The sequence below is a fragment of the Nocardia sp. 348MFTsu5.1 genome (assembly GCF_000383535.1).
Classification (GTDB): domain Bacteria; phylum Actinomycetota; class Actinomycetes; order Mycobacteriales; family Mycobacteriaceae; genus Williamsia; species Williamsia faeni.
Window position 1 is genome coordinate 40,697 of record NZ_KB911520.1, and the last position, 20,582, is coordinate 61,278.

Consider the following 20,582-nt stretch of genomic DNA (forward strand, 5'->3'; position numbering starts at 1 on the left):
TCGGAATGACCACGGAGGGCATGGATCCCGACAGCGACGAGTTCAAGGAAGCGGCGCTGTTCGACGCCATCGAAGGTCTAAGGACCGTCGATCCACTGCGATCGGCATCCACCGCAATCGTCGGATGGCAAAAGGCTGTCCTGATCGTGTTCTGTGTGGTGGTGATCGGATGTGCCGTCTGGCAACCGATCGCCACCGTGACAGTCCTGATCGGACTGTGCACGCTGCTATACGTCTGGTCAATGGCCGACCGGTTGGTGCTCTTCCGGCGTGGACTCGCCTCGGGGCCGATCACGATCAGCGATGAACGTGCCCGCGCCGTACCTGATTCCGAACTCCCGGCGTACACGATCCTGGTGCCTGCCTACAACGAACCGGAAGTGGTCGCCGATCTCATCGGGGCGATGGGCGCACTCGAATATCCCGCCGAAAAGCTTCAAGTCCTGTTGCTCCTCGAAGCCGACGACGACGTGACGATCAATGCGGCGCAAGCCTGCGGCGACGTCGACACGATCACGATTGTCCTGGTCCCGCCCGCCGACCCGCGTACCAAACCGAAGGCGTGCAACTACGGACTTCACCTGGCGACCGGTGACATCGTCACGATCTACGATGCCGAGGATCTGCCGGACCCATTGCAACTGCGCCGAGTTGTGGTCGCCTTCGCCGAAGGTGACGACACAATCGCCTGCGTGCAGGCAAAACTGGCGTTCCACAACGGCAGACAGAATCTGCTCTGCGGCTGGTTCACCGCCGACTACGGTCTGTGGTTCGGATATCTGCTTCCCGGACTGATGAGGAGCAAGTCTCCGATCCCCCTCGGCGGCACCTCGAATCACCTGCGGCGTTCGGTTCTGCGCGAGATCGGCGCCTGGGATCCGTTCAATGTCACCGAAGACGCTGACCTCGGCGTCCGGATCGCCGAAACCGGTTACCGCACAGCGGTGATCGACTCGGTGACGCTGGAAGAGGCGAACAGTGACCACATCAACTGGATCCGGCAGCGTTCGCGCTGGTACAAGGGGTACCTCCAGACCTGGCTGGTGCACGTACGGCGGCCCGTCACGCTCTGGAAGGCCATTGGTACCGTCGGGTTCATCCGATTCACGCTGCTGCTCATGGGCACACCCATCATCGCCTGTCTGAACCTGATCTTCTGGTTGATCACGGTGATGTGGTTTCTCGGACAGCCGGCTTTCATCGAAGAAGTGTTCCCCTGGTACATCTACTTCCCGGCGCTGATCTCGCTCATCTTCGGCAACGGTGCCACCATCTACATGAATCTGATCGCCATCCGGGAAGACGACCGTCCCGATCTGCTGGTCCCGGTCCTCACCGTTCCCGTCTACTGGGTGATGATGAGCATCGCCTCGGCCAAGGGCTGCTATCAGCTGATCCGCAATCCGTCATACTGGGAGAAGACTTTCCACGGCCTGTCGGTCAAGACCGATGTGAACCCGGACGATCCGGCGACAGAGGCGGGCAATGCTCAGTAGCCGTCGCCTGAGCGTAATCATCTACCTCGTCACCGCAGTGGTCTACCTGGGCGTCGGATATTTCCTGGGCGTCCACCACGGATTTCTTCTGGGTGATGCATTGTCGCGGGTGTCCGCGGCCCAATCGGTCCTCTTCAGTCGCGATCCGCACGTCGCCGCCATCGGTTTCATCTTCACGCCGCTGACCGCCCTGGTACAGCTCCCCACTGTCGCGCTCAGCGGGATCTGGCAGCCGATGACCGAGTTCGCCTATTCCGGCTCGATCATGTCCTCGCTGTTCATGGCGGGCGCGGCGGTTCAGATCTTCGGAATCGGTTCGGACCGTGCACTTCCACGCACTTTCACCCTTTTCATCACAGCGGTGTTCGCGTTCAACCCGATGATCCTGTTCTACGCGTCGAACGGAATGAGCGAAGCTCCGTTCATCTTCTTCACATGCTGGGCGGTCCGACGCCTGATCGCCTGGGCCACAGACGACGACGTCCACCACCTCGCCGCCGCCGGAATCGCTTTGGCACTGGGCTATCTCACCCGCTACGACGCCGTCGCCGCGATCGCCGCTGCGTCCATCCTGGTCGGTGCGATCACGGCGGCTCGCAGTGCCAAGCACCTACGCTGGAAGCGAGCAATGCTCGACGGTGGTTTGATCGTCCTGCCCGGGTTCTTCGCCTTCCTCGGCTGGGCCGTCACGAGTTGGCTGATCACCGGCCAGGCGTTTGCCCAATTCAGCTCGCAGTACGGTAATTCGGCGATCTTGCAGCAATCAGGTACACAGACACCCACGGAGTTCATCCCCGGCCTCGAGTTCGCGTTGACCTCGACCGTGATGCTGGCGCCGACGTTGATCCCACTCGCGATCCTGTCGGGTGTGGCCGGATGGTGGCGCCATGACTGGGTCCCATTGCTGTTCCCGCTCTTTGTGTTCGGCGCGGTCCTCACCTTCCAGGCATACAGCTACGCCAGTGGTTCGACGTTCGGATTCCTGCGGTTCTACATCCTCGCCCTCCCGATGGCGGCGACCATGGCAGTGCTCCTCCTGCCGCCGAGGGCCTGCACCATCACCAAACGGCGCGGCAAATATGCCCCCCGGCAATCACTCTCACCCGACCGTTTTCCGGGGTCGCCAAACCGGACCGGCCGGCTCCGGGTATGGTCCGCATTCACGGCCTCGGCACTTCTCCTTGCGGTGACCGTTCCGAGCTCGGCCTGGGCGATGAGCAATCCCGAACACGCGCCGCAGGAATACGGCCTCGGAGCCATCCTGGCGCCGGAGCCCGACAACGTCTCCGAGCGCAAAGCAACCGAACACCGGATCGCCGCCACTTTCTCCACCGAACGAGGGATGGCGGAATACCTCGATGGCCTCGACCTGCCCGAGGGCTCGGTCCTCGCCGACACGGTGTACGGATTCGCGGTGGTGGTCGCGTCGACGAAACCCAAAACCTTTGTGGTGCCCTCAGATCAGGACTTCACCGCGATCCTCAACGATCCGGCGGCGAACAATGTCCAGTATCTCCTGGCGGTGCCCAATTCCGGACGCGGCGAATCGGACGCGCTCAACATTCGGTATCCGACGCTCTACGAGACCGGCGCCGACATCGCCACACTCGCCCTCGAAGTCCCCAATGACGGTGAAAACCAACCGGAATGGCGCATCTACCGAGTGCTTGCCGAGGTCGAGGACTGATCCGGCAGCTTCCCGAGGAGACCGAACAGCGGGTCACCGGGCCCGATGTCGAGGGTGCACTCGTCGGTACGCGGGTCCGGCACAAATGACCAGAACAGGGCGCCGGCCGTGCCGGCGGTCCGCTGTGCGTCGACCTTTGCCTTGAGGTCGGCGGCGCGCGCGGACAATGTCCGACACGACCCGGCCTCCTCGCCGATCTCGGCAACGATCAGCGGCTTCCCCACGGCCCTGGCCTGTGCGATTCGCCGCGCCAGTCCGTTGTCGGGATCACCGGGAAGCGGCACACCCACCGGCCCGTAGTCGTGGTAGTCGAGCACGTCGATACCGTCCGACCGGGCGACGAACTCGTACTCCTGTCCCTGCGCACCGCACTGACCTCCCCCGGCCAAGCCGGCCCAGATGGGCGTGTCCGGGTCCAGTGCCCGCAACCGGGCACCGGCCGCGTCGAAAAAGGTCCGCAACACTGCGGCGGCATCGTCCGGACAGACGCGGTCCTGCCACGCGCACGAGTCGTTGCCGCAGTAACTGGTCTCGGGCTCACCCATCAACTCCCATCCGGCCAGCGAACTCCGGCCGCCCCAACGAACAACAGCGGTGTCGAGCCACTGTGCATAGGACATCGACTTCGCATCGGCCCCGGTGGCGACGGCGCCAGGCTCGTCCCAGTGCTGCTCATACCAGTCGCGATCCTTGAATGTGAGGTCCTCACAAGCACCTTCACCCGATGCCAGTACCGGGACCAGAAGTTGATCGTGGCGCTGCGCCGCATCGAAGACGGCGTCGAGTGGACCGAAATCGAGTTGTCCGGTGTCCTTGTCGACCGCCATCGACGAATAGAGATCGAACCTGGTGATCGACGAGTCCGGAAGCGCCTTGAAGTACGCATCCAGATCGACCTGCGCTCCGCACCCCTCGTTGACCGACCAGTCGGTGCCCAATTGGTAGGCGTTCAAACCGGTTGGCCACCAGGGATCTCCGTCGAGAAGGAATCCGTCGCCGGTGGTCTCGACCCGCACACCACTCGGCGGGGGTGTGTCGGTGGAACCGCAGGAGGCGATCAGGACCACCGAGACCATCGACGCGACCACGAGCTTGGGCACCGGTCCACGCACACTCGGCACGTACCGACCGAAGGCTCGTGCGCGGCTCATCACCGCATCCTAGTGCCGGGTGAACGGAAGTCGAGAAGGTCAATTCGACAGTATTCTCGCGGCTCGGAGGTACCGCCGCGCCCCGGCGGCGGTAATGTCCGGTGCGATGATCCGACCCATGACACGCGCCGCGGCACTATTGGCGGCGTCACTCCTGCTCACCGGTATCGGCGGCACCGCATTGTCCACGGCCGATCCCGTGACCACCACGTCGCCGGTGGGCGCCTCGCCGGCGCCTGAAACGGTGACCGACGCGTGCCCATACCAGACCACACCTGTTCCGCCGGTTGACGAATCCGAGGTCGTTCCCGCCGGAGACACCACGCCGGCCCCGCTGCCGGTTCCCGATCCGCCGATCGGTGGAGATGAACTCGGCGCCTGTGGTGTTGTCCTCGCCGCGGGTGCCGCGCCGGCGCCCGAGGGGCTGACCTCGGCCGCCTGGTTGATCGCGGACCTGACCTCGGGGACGGTGCTGGCCGCCAAGGACCCACACGGGCGCTACCGACCGGCCAGCACCATCAAAGTGCTACTGGCCCTCGTGGTGCTCGACGAACTGGATCTCGACGACACCGTCCTGGGTACACAGGCGGACGACGAGGTGGAAGGTGACGCCGCCGGAGTCGGACCCGGTGGCACGTACACCGTGCACGACCTGCTCACCGGGCTGATGCTGGTGTCCGGAAATGATTGTGCGAATGCGTTGGCGCGCAAGCTCGGTGGCACCGAGGCGACGCTGGAGAAGATGAATGCGATGGCTGCGCACCTCGGCGCCCAAGACACCAGGGCCGCATCCGCGTCGGGTCTTGATGCACCGGGGATGAGCACGTCCCCGTATGACGAGGCCGTGATCTTCCGGGCAGCCATGCAGAATCCTGATTTCGTCGAGATCTCGGAGCAAGATCAGGCCCGCTTCCCCGGCTACCCGGGCATGCCCACCGAAACACCGTCGGCGTCCGACGGCGGCAATTCCACCGAGACCGTCCCGGAGACCACACCCACGGGCGATCGTGGCATCGACCTCTACAACATGAACCAATTGCTCTACGACTACGAGGGAACGGTCGCCGGCAAGACCGGCTATACCGACGATGCGCGCAAGACATTTGTCGGTGTGGCCGAACGCGACGGGAGGCAAATTCTGGTGGTCCAGATGTATGGCCTCAACGACAGCTACGGTTCGTACTGGCGTCAGGCCGAGGCGCTGCTCGACTACGGCTTCGCACAGCCGGCCGATCAGAACATCGGGGTCCTGATCGACGGACCCGACGACCTGATCGAGGAATTGTCGGAATCAGACCCTCCGGGCACGGGCGACAACGCATCGGCCGACGACCTGACCTCTGACGGCTTGTCGGGGACGGCCAAGCTGACCATCGGTCTCATCGGCACGCTGATCGTGGTGGCGCTGGTCTACGCCGGGCTACGGCTGGGCAAGCGATCCTGAATCGCCCTGTTCGACCGTCGGGTTCACGTCAGCGTTTGCGTCGCGCGGCCGCCGAAATGCCCAATGCCGCAACCACACCGGCACCGACGGCCGCGGCGGCTCCGCGCCCGGACAGTCCGTCGCGGACCTCGACGCGCGGGCTGATGACCACCCGATCCGGAACCGGTGTGGCCTCGTACTTGCGGTTGCGCGGATCGGTGGCCGCCCAAGCGGTGGCGAACAGGACGATCCGGGTGGTGATGTAGGCGAAGACCATGATGCCCAGGATCGGACCGAATGTGGCACCCGCGGGACCGTTCACGACTGCCTGCAGGTAGATGTTCCCGACCTGTTTGAAGATCTCGAACGCCACCGCGGTGAGCAAACCGGCCTTCCACGCGTTGCGCAGGGGTAGCGCCACTCGCGGCAGTTTGGCGATCACCCAGGTGAACAGGAGCCACGACGCAATGATCGAGAGCACGAGGGATACGCCGCGCAGCGCCCACGACACACCGGGGAGATCGTCGGCGTGCAGCCACTCCAGGACCTGATGAGCAAAGCTGCTGCTGGACAACGCCGACAGCGAGAAGGTGACGAGCATGGCCAGGAACAGCCCGAGGAGCGCGCCGAGGTCGGCGAGCTTGGTTTTCACCACGCCGGCCTTTTCCGGTTCCGGCCCCCATTGGACGGTGAGCGCCATCCGGAGATTGGCCATCCACCCGAGTCCGGCATAGAGGGCGATCAGGAGACCGAGGACCCCGATCGTGGCGCGGGACGCGATGGCCTGGTCCATCAGGTCGGTGAGCTCTTTCCCCATGCTGCCGTCGACCGAGTCTGCGATCTTGTCCTGCGCCTTGTCGAGCAGCTCCGGGTTGTTGGCGAACACGAAGCCGGCCGCGGCGAACCCGATCATCAACAGCGGGAACAGCGCAAAGACACTGAAGTACGTCGTCCCGGCGGCAAAATAGTCGCCTTTGGAACCCTGATATCGCGTCGCAGCTTCCATGATGTGGTCAAACCACCGATACCGGACCCGCTGCTTCTCGAGAAACGACGGCTTGTCCACACCATCAGGCATACGGTTCTCGCGCCCGCCGGCTTGTGACATCTGGTTCCCCGTTCGGTGTTCAGTCGAGCGGTACAGGAGCTACAAATCCCACCTTGTCATAGACAGTTGCCAGGGTTCGTGCGGCCACTTCACGAGCCTTCTGCGCGCCCGCGGCCAGAATCTGGTCGAGCTGCGCCGGATCCGTCATCAGTTCGTCGAAACGGGCCCGCAACGGGATGACGAACTCACTGAGCGCCTCGGCGGTGTCGACCTTGAGCTGTCCGTAGCCCTGACCGTCATAGCCGGCGACGATGTCGTCCACCGACTTACCGGTCAACGCGGACTGGATGGTCAGCAGATTGCTGACACCGGGTTTGTTCTCGCGGTCGAAAACGATCTCGCGACCGTTGTCGGTGACCGCCGAACGAAGCTTCTTCGCCGACCGTTTCGGTTCGTCGAGCAGGTTGATCAGACCGGCATCGGACTCCGCCGACTTGCTCATCTTCGCCGACGGGTTCTGCAGGTCGTAGATCTTCGCGGTCTCGGCGACGATGTAGGCCTCCGGAACGATGAATGTCTTGCCGAAGCGAGAGTTGAAGCGCTGGGCCAGATTACGGGTCAGCTCGAGATGCTGGCGCTGATCTTCGCCGACCGGGACCTGATCGACCTGGAACGTCAGGATGTCGGCGGCCATCAGGATCGGGTAGGTGAACAACCCGACGCTCGATTGATCCGCACCCTGCTTGGCCGACTTGTCCTTGAACTGCGTCATCCGGCTGGCCTCACCGAAACCGGTGATACACGAGAGCACCCAGGTCAATTGAGCGATCTGCGGTACGTGTGACTGCAGGTAGATGGTCGAGCGGGCCGGATCGACACCCAGCGCCAGCAATTGGGCGACGCTGCGGCGCGAACGATCCCGGAGGGCCTTGGGGTCGTGCGCGGTGGTGATCGCATGCATGTCCGGGATGAAGTAGAACGCCTGCTCGAACTCATCCTGCAACGTCACCCACTGCTGGACCGCACCCAGATAGTTCCCCAGATGGAACGAGTCGCTGGTGGGCTGGATACCCGACAGGACTCTCTTGCGCCGGGCGGGCTTGGTTTCGGTTGCCGATTCACTCACGTTCGAATTCTCTCATCCGCCCGCCACCGCATTTCATCGCACCGCACCCGGTACCCGGCGCACTCGATCCTCAGGCGTACTCGACGGTGACCGGCGCGTGGTCTGACCACCGCAGATCGTAGGCTCCGGCGCGATCGACCCAGGACTTCGTCGCAGTCGCGGCCATCGCCTTGTTCGCGAGCTGATAGTCGATCCGCCAGCCGGAATCGTTGTCGAATGCCTTGCCCCGCCAGCTCCACCAGCTGTACGGCCCGGCGACCTCACCGGCGAGATCCCGGGCGACATCACGCCATCCGGAGTCGAGGACCCCGGCCACCCAGGCGCGTTCCTCCGGCAGGAAGCCGGGGCTCTTCACATTGCCCTTGGCGTTCTTCAGATCCAGGGCGGTGGGCGCGATGTTCCAGTCGCCGCCGACCACCACACCCCGGCGTTTTCGGCCGAGAGTGGCCAAGTGCTCACCGAACTCGTCGAGGAAGCGGAACTTCGCGTCGCGTTTGTCGCCGTCGGCGGCGCCTTTGGGCAGATACAGGCTCGCCACGGTCAGAGAGCCGAAATCGGCTTCGATGTAGCGCCCGGTGTCGTCGAATTCGCTGCTGCCGAAACCGACTCGCACCTTGTCCGGTTGGCTGCGCGACAGGATCGCCACGCCCGCGTGCCCCTTGACCGACGACTCGTTGAGGCTCAGGAACCAGCCGTCGTCGAGAATCGGGGCCAATGCCTCGGCCACTTGATCTTCGCTCGCCCGCGTCTCCTGCATCAGCACGTGGTCCGAGTTGGTATCCCGCAGCCACGGGATCAGACCCAGGTTGCGTTCGGAGCGGTGTTTCACCGCTGCGCGAATGCCGTTCACGTTGATCGTCGTCACGATTGTGGTCACGTCGGGCGAGCCTACGTGCGCCCTGCGACAGTGGATCTGCGGGCATAGAGCACGGCCAGCCCGAGCACGGCGAGTCCGGCGAGCGCCAGCCCCGCACCGAGCAACGACGGCGCCCGGTACCCGTAGCCGGCCGCGATCACGAGCCCGCCCATCCACGCCCCACTCGCGTTCGCGACGTTGAGGGCCGAGTGGTTCAGCGCCGCGGCCAGGGTCTGCGCATCCTCGGCGACATCCATCAGGCGGATCTGCAATGCGGGCGTCAACGCGACCCCGGTCAACCCGATGAAGAAGGTCAGGATCAGCGCTGCCCATGGGTTGGCCGCCAGCAATGCGAACGCGATCAGTACCACCATGATGGCGACGAGACAGATGAATATCGCCCTCACCACGCCACGATCGGCGAGAGCTCCGCCGAGGATGTTGCCGGCCACCATGCCCAGGCCGAACAGCATCAGGGCGAACGGGACAAACGATTCGGGTACACCGGACACGCTGGTCAATGCGGTGCTGATGTAGGTGTAAAAGGCGAACATGCCGCCGAATCCGACGATGCCGATGAGGAGTGCAAACCAGACCTGCGGACGTTTCAGCGCCCCGAGTTCGGTCATCGGATTGGTGATCTTCATATCGGACAGTGCCGGCAAGAACATGTACAGGGCCACAATCGTCAGCAGCCCGATCACCACCACGACCACAAACGCCGACCGCCAGCCGAGCGCACTACCGAGCCAGGTCGCCACCGGTACCCCGACGACATTGGCGACGCTCAGGCCGACCATCACCTGCCCCACCGCTTTTGCCCGCGATTCGGGACCCGCCAGATGCGCGGCAACGAGGGCGGCCACGCCGAAGTAGGCGCCGTGCGGCAGTCCGGCGACGAACCGGGCGGCCATCAATGTGCCGTAGTTCTGGGCGAGCACGGTGGCGGCGTTGCCCACGGTGAACGCGACCATCAGTGCAATCAGCAACGTGCGCCGCGACATTCGGGCGGTGAGGGCGGCAATCATCGGAGCACCCACCACAACGCCGAGCGCGTAGGCCGAGATCACGTGCCCGGCCGTCGGCTCACTGGTCCCCAGCGAACCGGCGATGTACGGCAGCAGTCCCATCGCGACGAACTCGGTCGTACCGATACCGAACGCCCCCAGCGACAACGCCAGGATGACCGTGCGTCTACTGCCACGCATCGGCCCCGAGACTTCGGGGACGACAGTGCTGAGCGCAGACATGATTGAACCTCTCGGGCGTGATCGGGGTGCGACGGCGACATTGCCAACGTGACTACGGTGCCAACCCTAGGCAGTCCCGGGTCATTCCGGAAACGGACGTGAACTGACCCACAGCCCGGGAATCTCGAATCTACCCATCAGGGCTAAGGGCGACCGTCCACTTTCATCCCTCGCAGGTACCTCCGAGGGAACATTTCCCTCCGACCCTGCTCGAGGGGACGAAGATTGCGACCTCCACGATGGTGCCGAGAGCCGTGATGCAACCGCGTCAGGCCGCAGCGGGGTCCTCTGTGGCCGCATCCACATCGCCGAATGGCTCGTCTTCAGCCACCGGATCAACGTCCTGCTCGGCGCCGCCACCGGACCGCTCGACCGAGGCGGGATCGGGGGACGGAGATGGGGTGTTCGCGGGCTCGGCATCCCGGGCTTCGACACTCGGGGCCGGCTCGGTCGGGGCCGGCGTGGTCTCCGCAGGTTCCGCCTCAGGCCGGGTGGTCGGCGTCAGGTCATGCGGCTCGATCCACACCGACTCGGAGGCCGCTGAATCCGTGGTCCGCTGCGTCGCATTCGCCACCGTCGGCGCCGGTACGATCCCGAGGCGGGCGCCGTCGAGCTGGTCGAGTTGCCGATCGATCTCCGCGATCCAATCGCGGACGAAGTTCTCCGGGTACCGCAAGATGCTGATCGTGCTGTCGCCGATGGCCTGCCAGGCAGCCGGACTTCCCGACAGTGCGTCGCGAAGGACCCATAGGTCAGGAAGGTACGCGCCATGCCCGAGGTACGGCAGCGGTGGAAGGAACTGATTCACGGCATGGAAGAGCGGACGAAGGACTGCGAGGTCTGGAAACTGCAGAGGGTTGTCGACTGCGATGTATCGGAACGGCAATCCGAGGCTCTCGAGGATGACCCCGATCGCGGGATCGGACGGGATGAGTACGTCACGCGGCGAGTTCTCGCTGGCGTCGGGCCCCTTGGAGATGTCATCGTCATAGGTCAGATGTTTGACGAAGTAGCCGAGCAAGCCGTCGACGGCGCGGAGCGGGTAGTGCAACGGGTCCTGGAGATCGCAGATCGGATCGCCTTCGACGCAGAACTGCGTGACTTTCGCGGCACCGAAACCCTCGCGTGCACCATTCATCGTGATGCCGGGGATCACGGCCGGAAGGATCAGTTCGACCCCGCGGCCTTCGGCATCCCCCGTACGACGAGGATCTGAGTACAACTCACCGGTCACCTGAGTCGGGTCGATCGATACAGGGCTCTCGCCGCGGCCGATCTCGGACAACACATCGCCGGCGATGCGGGCGCCCTGGGAATAGCCGACGATCACGACAGGCTGGTCTGGACAAGCCTCGTGATAGACCGCCACCGCGGTCTCGAGGTTCTCTATACCCAATTCAACGCTTTGGTCGTAGGACGTCCCACCGAGAGGCCACAGGACACCTGGATAGTCGATGATCTCGATGCGGTAGTCCTTGCCTTCGGTTCCGTAGCGAGTCTCCAGTCCCGCTGTGTGGATGGAGTTGGGATCCGCGGTTCCGGGCACGACGAACACGCGCCCCTTCGCGCAGTCGACCGAATCCTCCGCTGCACCAGCCGGCTGAGCCAGGAATCCCAGAACAGGCAGGGTCACCGCCACAGTTGCCGTAGCGGCCATCGCACGACGCCGGGCCGCAGATCGGTCCCGGGCGCGAGCCCGCTTCGTATGCGAACCCATTTCCGAACCCCCTGGATTATCTGACGCGAAGAGCCGAGAGCTTCGAAAGAATGGTCGCTACTCCCGAGAAGCAATCGTAAAAGACAACACCTGTTCTCAGATATCCTCCGAACATGTGAATCCCGAAAACGGAACCCCAGGGCCCGGGGTTTCGGTGCAAGGACGATACGCGATCCATCGGCCCGGAAACGGGGAGCAATTGAGGTGCGCGAGAGGGTTCTCAGCGGCTCCGACGCGTGTTATATCCTTTTGGCCAGGTCCTGAGTGTCAGCGACAAGCCCCGGCTAGCTGACCGGCAACCCTCCATCCGCGGTGGGGTGCTCCGGGTGACGACCAGGTTGCGGTTCGCCGCGGCAAGCGCGGGTCCGGATGGTCGGACCCTCTAATTGGATGCCCTACCGACCAAGAAAGAGAAGTCCTACATGTCTGACACAGACGTCAATCCAGCTGACAACTGGAGCTTTGAAACCAAGCAGGTCCATGTTGGCCAGAGCCCGGATTCGGCGACTTCCGCCCGCGCCCTTCCGATCTACCAGACCACGTCGTACACGTTCCGCGACACCGAGCACGCCGCAAATCTTTTCGGCTTGGCCGAGCCGGGCAACATCTACACCCGCATCATGAACCCCACCCAGGACGCCGTCGAACAGCGCATCGCATCCCTCGAAGGCGGCGTCGCAGCACTGCTCGTCGCCTCGGGCCAGGCCGCCGAGACGTACTCGATCCTGAACATCGTCGAAAACGGTGGCCACGTGGTGTCGAGCCCCCGTCTCTACGGCGGCACATACAACCTCTTCCACTACACACTGCCCAAGCTCGGCATCCAGGTCAGCTTTGTCGATGACCCCGAGGACCTCGACAGCTGGCGCGCGGCAATCCAGCCCAACACCCGCGCGCTGTTCGGCGAGACCATCTCGAACCCGAACAACGAAATCCTCGACCTGCCCGGCATCTCTGCTGTCGCCCACGAGGCCGGTCTGCCCCTGATCGTCGACAACACCGTCGCCACCCCTTACCTGATCAACCCGTTGGCCCACGGCGCCGACATCGTGGTCCATTCGGCCACGAAATACCTTGGCGGACATGGCACTGCCATCGGCGGCGTCATCGTCGACGGCGGCACCTTCGACTGGCGCGGCCAGCGTGACGGTGTGGACCTGTTCCCCGGTTTCACCACCCCGGACCCGAGTTACCACGGCGCAGTGTTCGCCGATCTCGGCGCTCCGGCCTTCGCCCTCAAGGCCCGCGTGCAGTGGCTGCGCGACACCGGTGCCGCCATTTCGCCGTTCAACGCGTTCCTCATCGCGCAGGGCCTCGAAACCCTCAGCCTGCGGATCGAGCGCCACGTGTCGAATGCTCAGGCAGTGGCCAAGTACCTGTCCGAGCACCCGCAGGTGGAGTCGGTGGCCTACGCCGGCCTCGAGTCCTCACGCTGGTACAAGCGTGGCCAGGAATTGGCTCCGCGTGGTCAGGGCGCGATCATCGGCTTCGAGATCGTCGGAGGGGTGGACGCCGGCAAGCGGTTTGTCGACGCCCTCACGCTGCACAGCCATGTCGCCAACATCGGCGATGTGCGGTCGCTGGTCATCCACCCCGCATCGACCACCCACTCCCAGCTGATCGCCGAAGAGCAGCTCGCTGCCGGCGTGACCCCCGGACTGGTCCGGTTGGCGGTGGGTATCGAGAACGTCGTCGACATCATCGCCGACCTCGACTCGGGCTTCACTGCGGCCAAGTGAGGTGAGCATCGACCCGCACACGCCATCACGAACCCATCCGGACTGGGAATCCCTGCCTGATGGGCAGCTGACCAGTGTGCCGGTCGGCCCGATTTCGCTGGACAACGGTGGACAGATCGAGAATGTGACCCTGGCGTTCCAACGCTGGGGCACACTCTCGCCCACCCGCGACAATGTAGTTCTGGCACTGCATGCCCTGACCGGCGACTCCCATGCGACAGGACCCGCCGGTCCCGATCAGCCCTCCCCCGGTTGGTGGGATGGGCTGATCGGCCCGGGCGCCGCAGTCGACACCGACGAATGGTGTGTCGTGTCGGCCAACGTCCTCGGCGGGTGCCGCGGTTCGACCGGCCCGGCATCACTGGATTCCGAAGGGCAAGTGTGGGGTTCACGATTCCCGCACATCACCGTGCTCGACCAGGTCCGCGCCGAGGTGGCATTGCTCGATGCATTGCAGATCGATTCCGTCGCAGCCGTCCTCGGCGGCTCGATGGGTGGCGCGCGTGCCCTCGAATGGGTGGTCGGCTACCCCGAGCGCGTGCGTAGCGGCCTGATCCTCGCCGTCGGCGCTCGTGCTTCGGCAGACCAGATCGGTACGCAGACAACACAAATCGCGGCCATCAAGGCAGATGCCAACTGGCAGAACGGCGATTACCACGGTACCGGCCGGACTCCCACATCGGGGCTCGGTATCGCCCGCCGCATCGCGCACATGTATTACCGAAATGAACCCGAACTCGACCAGCGGTTCGAGAATCTCCCTCAGGGACAAGAGGATCCACTGCACGGTGGCCGCTACGCGGTGCAGAGCTACCTCGAGCACCAGGCCGACAAACTTGTACATCGGTTTGATCCGGGCAGCTATGTGGTGCTGTCCGAGGTCCTCAACCACCACGACGTCGGACGGGGTCGCGGTGGCGTCGAGGCCGCACTGCGGAGTTGCCACGTGCCCGTCGTGATCGGCGGAATCGACTCCGACCGGCTCTATCCCCTGCGCCAGCAGATCGAGTTGGCCGAATTCATGCCCGGCTGCGTCGACGGGTTGCAGGTGGTGCATTCCGACAACGGCCACGACGGATTCCTCACCGAATACGATGCGGTCTCAGAACTTCTCAAGAAGACTCTCGACCTCGCCCGAGGCTGACCGGTTCAGGTCGCGGGCGGCGAGGTCGGCACGGAATCCGACTGCGTGTCACCGGAACCCGGAATATCAGACGGTGCCGGTGGAGCGAAGGCCGGCGGTGGTGGCAGAGCGTCCGGCGATGAATTAGGTTCGGTCGTCGAAGGTTGTTCGGGCGCAAGCGATTCCGGCGGTGGAATGGACGGCGGCACCAGTCCGGGCGGCCATGTGATACTCGGCAACGGGAACGGGATCAGCGACGGATTCAGTGTCCTCGTCGGCGAATCCGACGGACCTGCCGCCGGCGGCAATTCCGTTGTCGCCCAGCCCAGATCCTCTTTTCCGCGACTGGTCGGCGGCACCGCCACCTCACCGGTTGTGGTGGTCGGCGTCGGTGTCAGGGTGACCTGCGAACGGATCGGCGAGGTCGTGGTCTGCGGTGGCGCCGCCGTGGTGGCGGACGGCACCGTCGGAGATGCCGACTGCGTCGTCGGTGTCGACGGATTGCCCGCGAGCGACGATCCGACCGCGTAGACGGTCATCAGGGCACCGGCGAGCAACGCACCGAACATGGCGAGCGGCGCCGCAGACAACCAGTCCCGGCTGCGCCGTCCGCCGATGAAGGTGAGTCCGGCGAGTTTGGTGGTCGCCGCGGCCAGCCTGGCCGCACCGGTGGCCGCAACCGATTCCGGGCCGTGCGGAAGTACCGTCTCGGCACCCACCGCTTCTGAGATGAGAGCGCGCACCAGCGGGATGTTTGCGATGCCACCGATGAGGACGATCGCGTCAGCCCGGGACGCCGCCACGTAGTCGGCAACCGCTGTGGCAGCTGCCTGCGCCATCGGCCGGGCAAGGTTTTCGAACGATGATCGGGTGAGAGTTCCGAGATCTGCCGAGCCACCGATCACCAGTGACGTCGATACACTCACGGACAGTTCTTCTTTGGCGGTCCGGCAGCTGCTGAGCACTGACCTGCGACGCCCGCGTAGGCGACCGTTGTTGCTGTATTCCTGCACGAGCAGCGCGTCGAGGGCGGTGCCCGACATCGCCTGGCTCCGCTGCAGGCCTGAGGTCCGTCCGGTCCGCGGATCAAGCGTGTACATGCTCATTCCGGTGTCACCGAGATCCACGACAACCACCGAGGCGAACCGGCTGATCTCGCCGGTGGAACGCAATTGATGTGCGACAGCTTCTGTTTCGGCGATCAGTTGGATCTGCCGTTTGGCACCGGTTCCGCGGGAAGCTATTTCACGTGCCTGCTCGTCCGTGCGGTAGGCCACACCGATCGGCCCGACCCTGCCACCACGGTCCTGCGCGTTACCCAGCATCAGGTCGATGCCTGAGTTCACACGGCCGGCGCGGGTCAAGCCATCGGTGACATCGACGTCGATGACGCGGTTGATCGAACTCTGGCGGCCATTGTCATCGGTCGTCAGCAGGACACAGTGGATCATTCCACTTCCCGCAGACAAACCCAGTGACGTGCTCATGGTCCTCATTCCGATCGCGGATGGCTCGGTGGGGCCCAGTTGCTGTCTGATTCACACCCCCGACGTGCTCACTGCCGTTGCCGGACAGCCCCCTGCCGCATGATTCCGGTCGGCGTCAAGACATTTCGTCTTTACGATAGTCAACCGAAAAGTGCAGCAACGAGAACCATTGTAATCAATCTGTGCCCAAAGGGTCGATCGAGGTCGACAACCAGAGGATGGCGATGCCCAACGTCACCATCGTCGAGACGTCGGACATCCGTCCACGTACCTCGAGGAGACCGACACGCGAAGTCGGCAGAATCGCCCGCAGAAACGCCGCCAGCAGCGCTGCCGAACCGAGGACAAACGTTCCTCGACGCCAGCGGTCGAAGATCAGGAAAATCGCGGCCACCACGACCAGCGCCATCACGGCGACGAAAGGTATCTGGACCAGCACACCTCGCAACCGCCGGACCCGGTGGAGACGGCGGGCACGCGCACGACTGGCGCTTGTTGCTGCCCCCTCGCCCGCGGCCGACCTACTGCTCATACCGAATCAAATCCGCGGCAATGCGGATTCGGCGCGCTCGACGACATTGGCCATCAGGAAGGCGCGTGTGAGCGGGCCCACACCACCGGGGTTTGGTGAGACATGCCCGGCGACGTCCCAGACGCCGGGATCGACGTCGCCGACCAAACCTTCATCCGTCCGACTGACACCCACGTCGACCACGGCTGCACCGGGCTTGACCATGTCGGCAGTGATGAGGCCTGCCACGCCCGCGGCAGCGATCACGATGTCGGCCCGCGACACCTCCGCAGCGAGGTCTGCGGTGCCGGTGTGACACAGGGTGACGGTTGCGTTCTCGGTCCGGCGGGTCAGCAGGAGCCCGATCGGACGTCCCACCGTCACACCGCGACCGACAACGACCACATGTGATCCGGCGATCGGCACGTCGCACCGTCGCAACAGATGCAGGATGCCGCGCGGGGTGCACGGCAGCGGAGCGTCGGACGAGGTCCCCGATCCGTCGAGGACAAGGCGCCCCAGATTGATCGGGTGCAGTCCGTCGGCGTCCTTGGCGGGATCGATCCGCTCCAGGGCCGCATTCTCGTCGAGATGCTTGGGCAGCGGCAGCTGGACGATGTACCCGGTACAGGCCGGATCGGCGTTCAGCTCGTCGATCACCTCGTTGAGCTGCTCGGTGGTGATGTCGGCGGGCAGATCCTTACGGATCGATGCGATGCCGAGTTTGGCGCAATCGTTGTGCTTTCCACGCACATAGGCGTGTGAGCCGGGGTCTTCACCGACCAGCACGGTGCCGAGACCGGGAACTATTCCGGCGGCACGGAGCTTGTCGACCCTCACCTTCAGATCGACAAAAACTTCATCACGGGTTGCTTTTCCGTCCAACACAGCTGCACTCACGCCACCCACTATTTCAGGTCGCGGCCGCGAGGTGTGCAAGCCATGGATCTAGCGGGTCCAAAACCACGCGATCTTCGATGAACCGATACCCGAGATCCACACTTTGCCGCCCGTTTCGACAACGCCGGTGCTCATTCCGAAACCCGGGATGTGCACTCGGTGATCAGCAACAACACGGCCGCCGGGCAACTCGATCTTCAGCAGCCACAGCGGGGTCACCGGTTCCGGCAGGAATTGGTCGGGTACGCGCCAGATCAACTTTCGCAGCCGCGGATATTTGGCGAGAAGTTCCAGCGGCCGACTTCGCATGCCCGCCATCGCCAGCCACATGTGCTCACCGTCGGCGCTGATCGAGGCGTTGTCCGGGAACCCGGGCAGCCGATCGATGGTCACCGCCTGCTCACCCGTCGTCGGGCTGTACGACCTCACGCAATAGTCACCGGTTTCGGCGACGTGCAGAAGCCCGCCGTGCGCGACGATCCCGTTGGCGAACTGCAGGTCATTGATGACAACGGTGGCCGTCGGCCGGAGATCGTCGTCGAACCTGACCCGGATCAGCCGGCCCGTCGCGGAATGCTCGATGATGTCGGCCTTGTAGTGGTCGTAGCCGAATCGCGTGGTGGACTGGCTGACGTAGAGCTCGCGCGGCCGGGGATCGATTCCGCCGGTGTGCTCGGTGACGATCACGTTGGAGCAAAACGTCAACGGCACACCGTCGGCCTCTTCGATGATCGTCTCGATCGCGTAGGTGTCGAGGTTCATCTGGAGCAGGCCGCGTTCACTGTCGCAGATGAACAGGCGCGCACCGAGGACTTCCAGACCCAGTGGTCGCCCGCCCGTTGTCGCGACCGCCTGCCACCGCCCGGAGTCGGGATCGATGCAGATGATGTCGCCGCCGATCGCCCCGGTCCAGATCCGCCCCCGGTCGTCGACAACAACGTCCTCGGGTGAATCGGACTCGACGTCGATGACCGAGATCTCGGGTTCCTGCGCCTGTGGCCAGCCTGCGGTCGATGCCGGCGTGGGCGTCCATCGCACCGGGGAGATCGCAGGCTTTGCCACAGCGTTCAACCTCCGATGTTGAGTCCGTGTGCCGCCGCGAATTCCATCGCCTGGCCGTGGTCGACGAGCGAATCGGTGACCTTGGCCTGCAGCCAGAGCATCGGATCAATTCTCGCACCCCGAAGATTCGCCTGACCCAGCTTCGTCCCGATCGCTCGGACGCCGGTCAGGTCGGACCCGGTGAGGTCTGCGCCGGTGAGATTCGAATCCGACAGGTTCGCCTCGCGCAGGCGACAACGGCTCAAGACCACACCCGACAGGTCCAGGCCGCCGATGGACATGAGTGACAGATCGCTGTCGACGATTTTCATCGGCCGAACCCGGGAGTTGGTGATAACCGACCCCAGCAAACTGCAGTCGGTGATCTCGGTCTTGTTCAGATGCGCGCGTTCGAAGTGGCAGTTCCGGAACGCGCTGGAGACGTGTTTCGAGAACGACAGGTTGACACCGGTGAAGTCGCAGTCGGTGAAAATCACTGTGCGAGTGGATAATTCACTCATATCGGCCTCGACAAAACTGCAGTTGACGAACTCCCGGTCCTCCCAGGTCTCCCCCGAGAAATCGGCATAGTCGAACTGTTCACCCTCGGCCACGTCAGTCATGCCCTCTGTTTACACCGGGGTGCCCTTGCGCCCAAACGCTCCACCTCTCAACCCCCAGAAGTCGGTCCGCAGTGCCGGTGGGGCAAGCTTCACAGGTGTTCAGAATGCTTTTTCACGAACCATGTATCCCGCCCAACACCGGCAACGCGATCAGATTGGCCGCCAACACCGGGTGTGAACTCCACCTGGTCGAACCACTCGGATTCGACCTCTCGGAGCCAAAGGTCAAACGGGCCGGACTCGATTACCACGACATGGCGACGGTGAGTGTCCACTCCGATCTGCTGACGGCGTGGGGTGCGCTCGCCCCCAAACGGGTGTACGCCTTCACCGCCCATGCCGATACGTTTTATACCGACATCAAGTACGAAGCGGGCGATGTGCTGTTGTTCGGTCCGGAGCCCACCGGACTGTCGGACCAGGTACTGGCCGATCCGCACATCACCGAAACGGTCCGCATCCCGATGCTGCCCGGCCGCCGCTCCCTCAATCTGGCCAACGCGGCCAGCATCGTGATCTACGAGGCATGGCGGCAACACGGATTCCCCGGCGCGGTCTGACACTCAGTCGATCGGCAGGCCCCGCATGACGAACTTGCGCAACATGACGGGTGTCGGTTCTGCGATCAGGAGTTCTGCGTTGTCGGCCGGGTTGGTCTCGGTGACCGTCAGCTGCAGTTCGCCGCCGGGCAGGATGTCCGCGGTGTAACCACGTTTGTCGCGTTCCCACTGCATGCTCAAACCACCGGCCGCCGTGGCAGATGGTGTGGACTCGGTCCAGTACGAGCTGCTCAGGCCGTCCCAGTACAACTCGAAGAACGCTTTGGCCGGGGCCGTCGGCGCCAGCGAACCAGCCCCTTTCCAGCCGTCCTCCAATTCCCAGAGATCCTTGATATGGGTGTCAATGACCCGCTTTGCGTTCGCCTGGTCGTCGCCCGACGCTTGCTTGTCGAGATTGCTCGAATACGTGCTTCTCGTGGTCATATACCGAGGTTAGGCTCTTTCCGGCCTCCGGGTATCCCGTGACGCCGACACCCACCATCACCGCTCCGATCGACCTACTCGTCGATCCGGAATCGTTTGATTCGTGAGGTCGCACCGGCGGTCAACGTCACACGGCTCTTCGCGATCCCAAAATGCTTGGCCAGCAATGCCGCAACAGCCGCGTTCGCCTTACCCTCGGTGGCCGGTTCCCGAACGAACACCGTGAGTGCGCCGGCGTCGTCCATTTCGATCAATGGTCCTTTACGACTGTTCGGCTTCACCGTGACCACCACCTGCTCATCCACCGCTTCAGGTTATTACGGCCCACTCGGCGGCTGGTTCGGCACGGTCGGCGGTTCTATCGGCACGCTCGACGGCGGGTGGGTGGGCACGGTCGGCGGCGGGTGGGTGGGCACGGTCG

19 protein-coding genes and 1 riboswitch are annotated in these 20,582 nt (G+C 64.1%); of the genes, 6 read left to right on the forward strand and 13 right to left on the reverse strand.

The window, feature by feature from the left end:
- The first annotated feature begins 5 nt into the window (after window positions 1-5).
- Together H290_RS0120485 and H290_RS0120490 are read left to right on the forward strand one after the other, a co-directional pair.
- The gene (locus tag H290_RS0120485; RefSeq protein WP_028463456.1) at window positions 6-1,496 is read left to right on the forward strand and encodes a glycosyltransferase; all 1,491 of its coding nucleotides are present in this window, start codon (window positions 6-8) and stop codon (window positions 1,494-1,496) included.
- Window positions 1,486-3,183, forward strand: coding sequence for a glycosyltransferase family 39 protein (locus H290_RS0120490; RefSeq protein ID WP_020108706.1), 1,698 nt, complete (start codon window positions 1,486-1,488; stop codon window positions 3,181-3,183). The genes H290_RS0120485 and H290_RS0120490 overlap by 11 nt, the downstream gene beginning before the upstream one ends.
- On the opposite strand, the gene H290_RS0120495 is transcribed toward H290_RS0120490, so the two are convergent.
- Window positions 3,153-4,334, reverse strand: a complete 1,182-nt coding sequence (locus tag H290_RS0120495) for a hypothetical protein (protein ID WP_020108707.1) — start codon at window positions 4,332-4,334, stop codon at window positions 3,153-3,155. The genes H290_RS0120490 and H290_RS0120495 overlap by 31 nt on opposite strands.
- A gap of 118 nt (window positions 4,335-4,452) precedes the next feature.
- Between H290_RS0120495 and H290_RS0120500 the strand changes: the two genes are divergently transcribed.
- Entirely contained in the window at window positions 4,453-5,778 is a 1,326-nt protein-coding gene (locus tag H290_RS0120500) for a D-alanyl-D-alanine carboxypeptidase family protein (protein ID WP_231373785.1), read from the forward strand.
- A 28-nt stretch (window positions 5,779-5,806) separates the two neighbouring features.
- Here the strand turns inward: H290_RS0120500 and yhjD are convergent, their stop codons facing one another.
- The 5 genes from yhjD to H290_RS30355 all read right to left on the reverse strand — a co-directional run bounded on the left by yhjD (window position 5,807) and on the right by H290_RS30355 (window position 11,754).
- Window positions 5,807-6,835: an inner membrane protein YhjD gene (gene yhjD, locus H290_RS0120505; RefSeq protein WP_036519757.1), complete on the reverse strand. Its 1,029-nt coding sequence runs from the start codon at window positions 6,833-6,835 to the stop codon at window positions 5,807-5,809.
- Window positions 6,836-6,884: 49 nt separating this feature from the next.
- Entirely contained in the window at window positions 6,885-7,931 is a 1,047-nt protein-coding gene (gene trpS / locus H290_RS0120510) for a tryptophan--tRNA ligase (RefSeq protein WP_020108710.1), read from the reverse strand.
- Window positions 7,932-8,001: 70 nt separating this feature from the next.
- A complete protein-coding gene (locus H290_RS0120515; RefSeq protein ID WP_020108711.1) occupies window positions 8,002-8,808 on the reverse strand; it encodes an exodeoxyribonuclease III in 807 nt (268 codons plus the stop codon).
- A gap of 11 nt (window positions 8,809-8,819) precedes the next feature.
- Window positions 8,820-10,037 carry an MFS transporter gene (locus tag H290_RS0120520; protein WP_020108712.1) on the reverse strand — a complete coding sequence of 406 codons (1,218 nt, stop codon included), beginning with the start codon at window positions 10,035-10,037 and terminating at the stop codon, window positions 8,820-8,822.
- 268 nt (window positions 10,038-10,305) lie between these two features.
- The gene (locus H290_RS30355) at window positions 10,306-11,754 is read right to left on the reverse strand and encodes a PE-PPE domain-containing protein (protein ID WP_081631662.1); all 1,449 of its coding nucleotides are present in this window, start codon (window positions 11,752-11,754) and stop codon (window positions 10,306-10,308) included.
- Window positions 11,755-12,010: 256 nt separating this feature from the next.
- Window positions 12,011-12,120, forward strand: a riboswitch (SAM riboswitch).
- A 56-nt stretch (window positions 12,121-12,176) separates the two neighbouring features.
- On the opposite strand from H290_RS30355, the gene H290_RS0120530 reads away from it, so the two are divergent.
- Window positions 12,177-13,493 carry a bifunctional o-acetylhomoserine/o-acetylserine sulfhydrylase gene (locus tag H290_RS0120530; RefSeq protein WP_020108714.1) on the forward strand — a complete coding sequence of 439 codons (1,317 nt, stop codon included), beginning with the start codon at window positions 12,177-12,179 and terminating at the stop codon, window positions 13,491-13,493.
- Window position 13,494: 1 nt separating this feature from the next.
- Window positions 13,495-14,637: a homoserine O-acetyltransferase gene (locus H290_RS0120535; protein WP_020108715.1), complete on the forward strand. Its 1,143-nt coding sequence runs from the start codon at window positions 13,495-13,497 to the stop codon at window positions 14,635-14,637.
- A 5-nt stretch (window positions 14,638-14,642) separates the two neighbouring features.
- On the opposite strand, the gene H290_RS0120540 is transcribed toward H290_RS0120535, so the two are convergent.
- The 5 genes from H290_RS0120540 to H290_RS0120560 all read right to left on the reverse strand — a co-directional run bounded on the left by H290_RS0120540 (window position 14,643) and on the right by H290_RS0120560 (window position 19,178).
- Window positions 14,643-16,103, reverse strand: coding sequence for an Hsp70 family protein (locus H290_RS0120540; RefSeq protein ID WP_231373786.1), 1,461 nt, complete (start codon window positions 16,101-16,103; stop codon window positions 14,643-14,645).
- Window positions 16,104-16,278: 175 nt separating this feature from the next.
- Window positions 16,279-16,635 carry a DUF3017 domain-containing protein gene (locus H290_RS0120545; RefSeq protein WP_051122142.1) on the reverse strand — a complete coding sequence of 119 codons (357 nt, stop codon included), beginning with the start codon at window positions 16,633-16,635 and terminating at the stop codon, window positions 16,279-16,281.
- A 6-nt stretch (window positions 16,636-16,641) separates the two neighbouring features.
- Window positions 16,642-17,514: a bifunctional methylenetetrahydrofolate dehydrogenase/methenyltetrahydrofolate cyclohydrolase gene (locus tag H290_RS0120550; protein ID WP_196809601.1), complete on the reverse strand. Its 873-nt coding sequence runs from the start codon at window positions 17,512-17,514 to the stop codon at window positions 16,642-16,644.
- 48 nt (window positions 17,515-17,562) lie between these two features.
- Window positions 17,563-18,576 (reverse strand): SMP-30/gluconolactonase/LRE family protein, encoded by a 1,014-nt coding sequence (locus tag H290_RS0120555; protein WP_051122144.1) that lies wholly within the window; start codon window positions 18,574-18,576, stop codon window positions 17,563-17,565.
- A 5-nt stretch (window positions 18,577-18,581) separates the two neighbouring features.
- Window positions 18,582-19,178: a pentapeptide repeat-containing protein gene (locus H290_RS0120560; RefSeq protein WP_036519733.1), complete on the reverse strand. Its 597-nt coding sequence runs from the start codon at window positions 19,176-19,178 to the stop codon at window positions 18,582-18,584.
- Between the two features lie 95 nt (window positions 19,179-19,273).
- Between H290_RS0120560 and H290_RS0120565 the strand changes: the two genes are divergently transcribed.
- The gene (locus H290_RS0120565) at window positions 19,274-19,738 is read left to right on the forward strand and encodes a tRNA (cytidine(34)-2'-O)-methyltransferase (protein ID WP_028463461.1); all 465 of its coding nucleotides are present in this window, start codon (window positions 19,274-19,276) and stop codon (window positions 19,736-19,738) included.
- A gap of 3 nt (window positions 19,739-19,741) precedes the next feature.
- Here H290_RS0120565 and H290_RS0120570 read toward each other — a convergent pair whose 3' ends face one another.
- Complete coding sequence (locus tag H290_RS0120570) at window positions 19,742-20,161, reverse strand: hypothetical protein (RefSeq protein ID WP_020108722.1); 420 nt, start codon at window positions 20,159-20,161, stop codon at window positions 19,742-19,744.
- A 74-nt stretch (window positions 20,162-20,235) separates the two neighbouring features.
- Complete coding sequence (locus H290_RS0120575) at window positions 20,236-20,466, reverse strand: DUF167 family protein (RefSeq protein WP_020108723.1); 231 nt, start codon at window positions 20,464-20,466, stop codon at window positions 20,236-20,238.
- Window positions 20,467-20,582 lie beyond the last annotated feature (116 nt).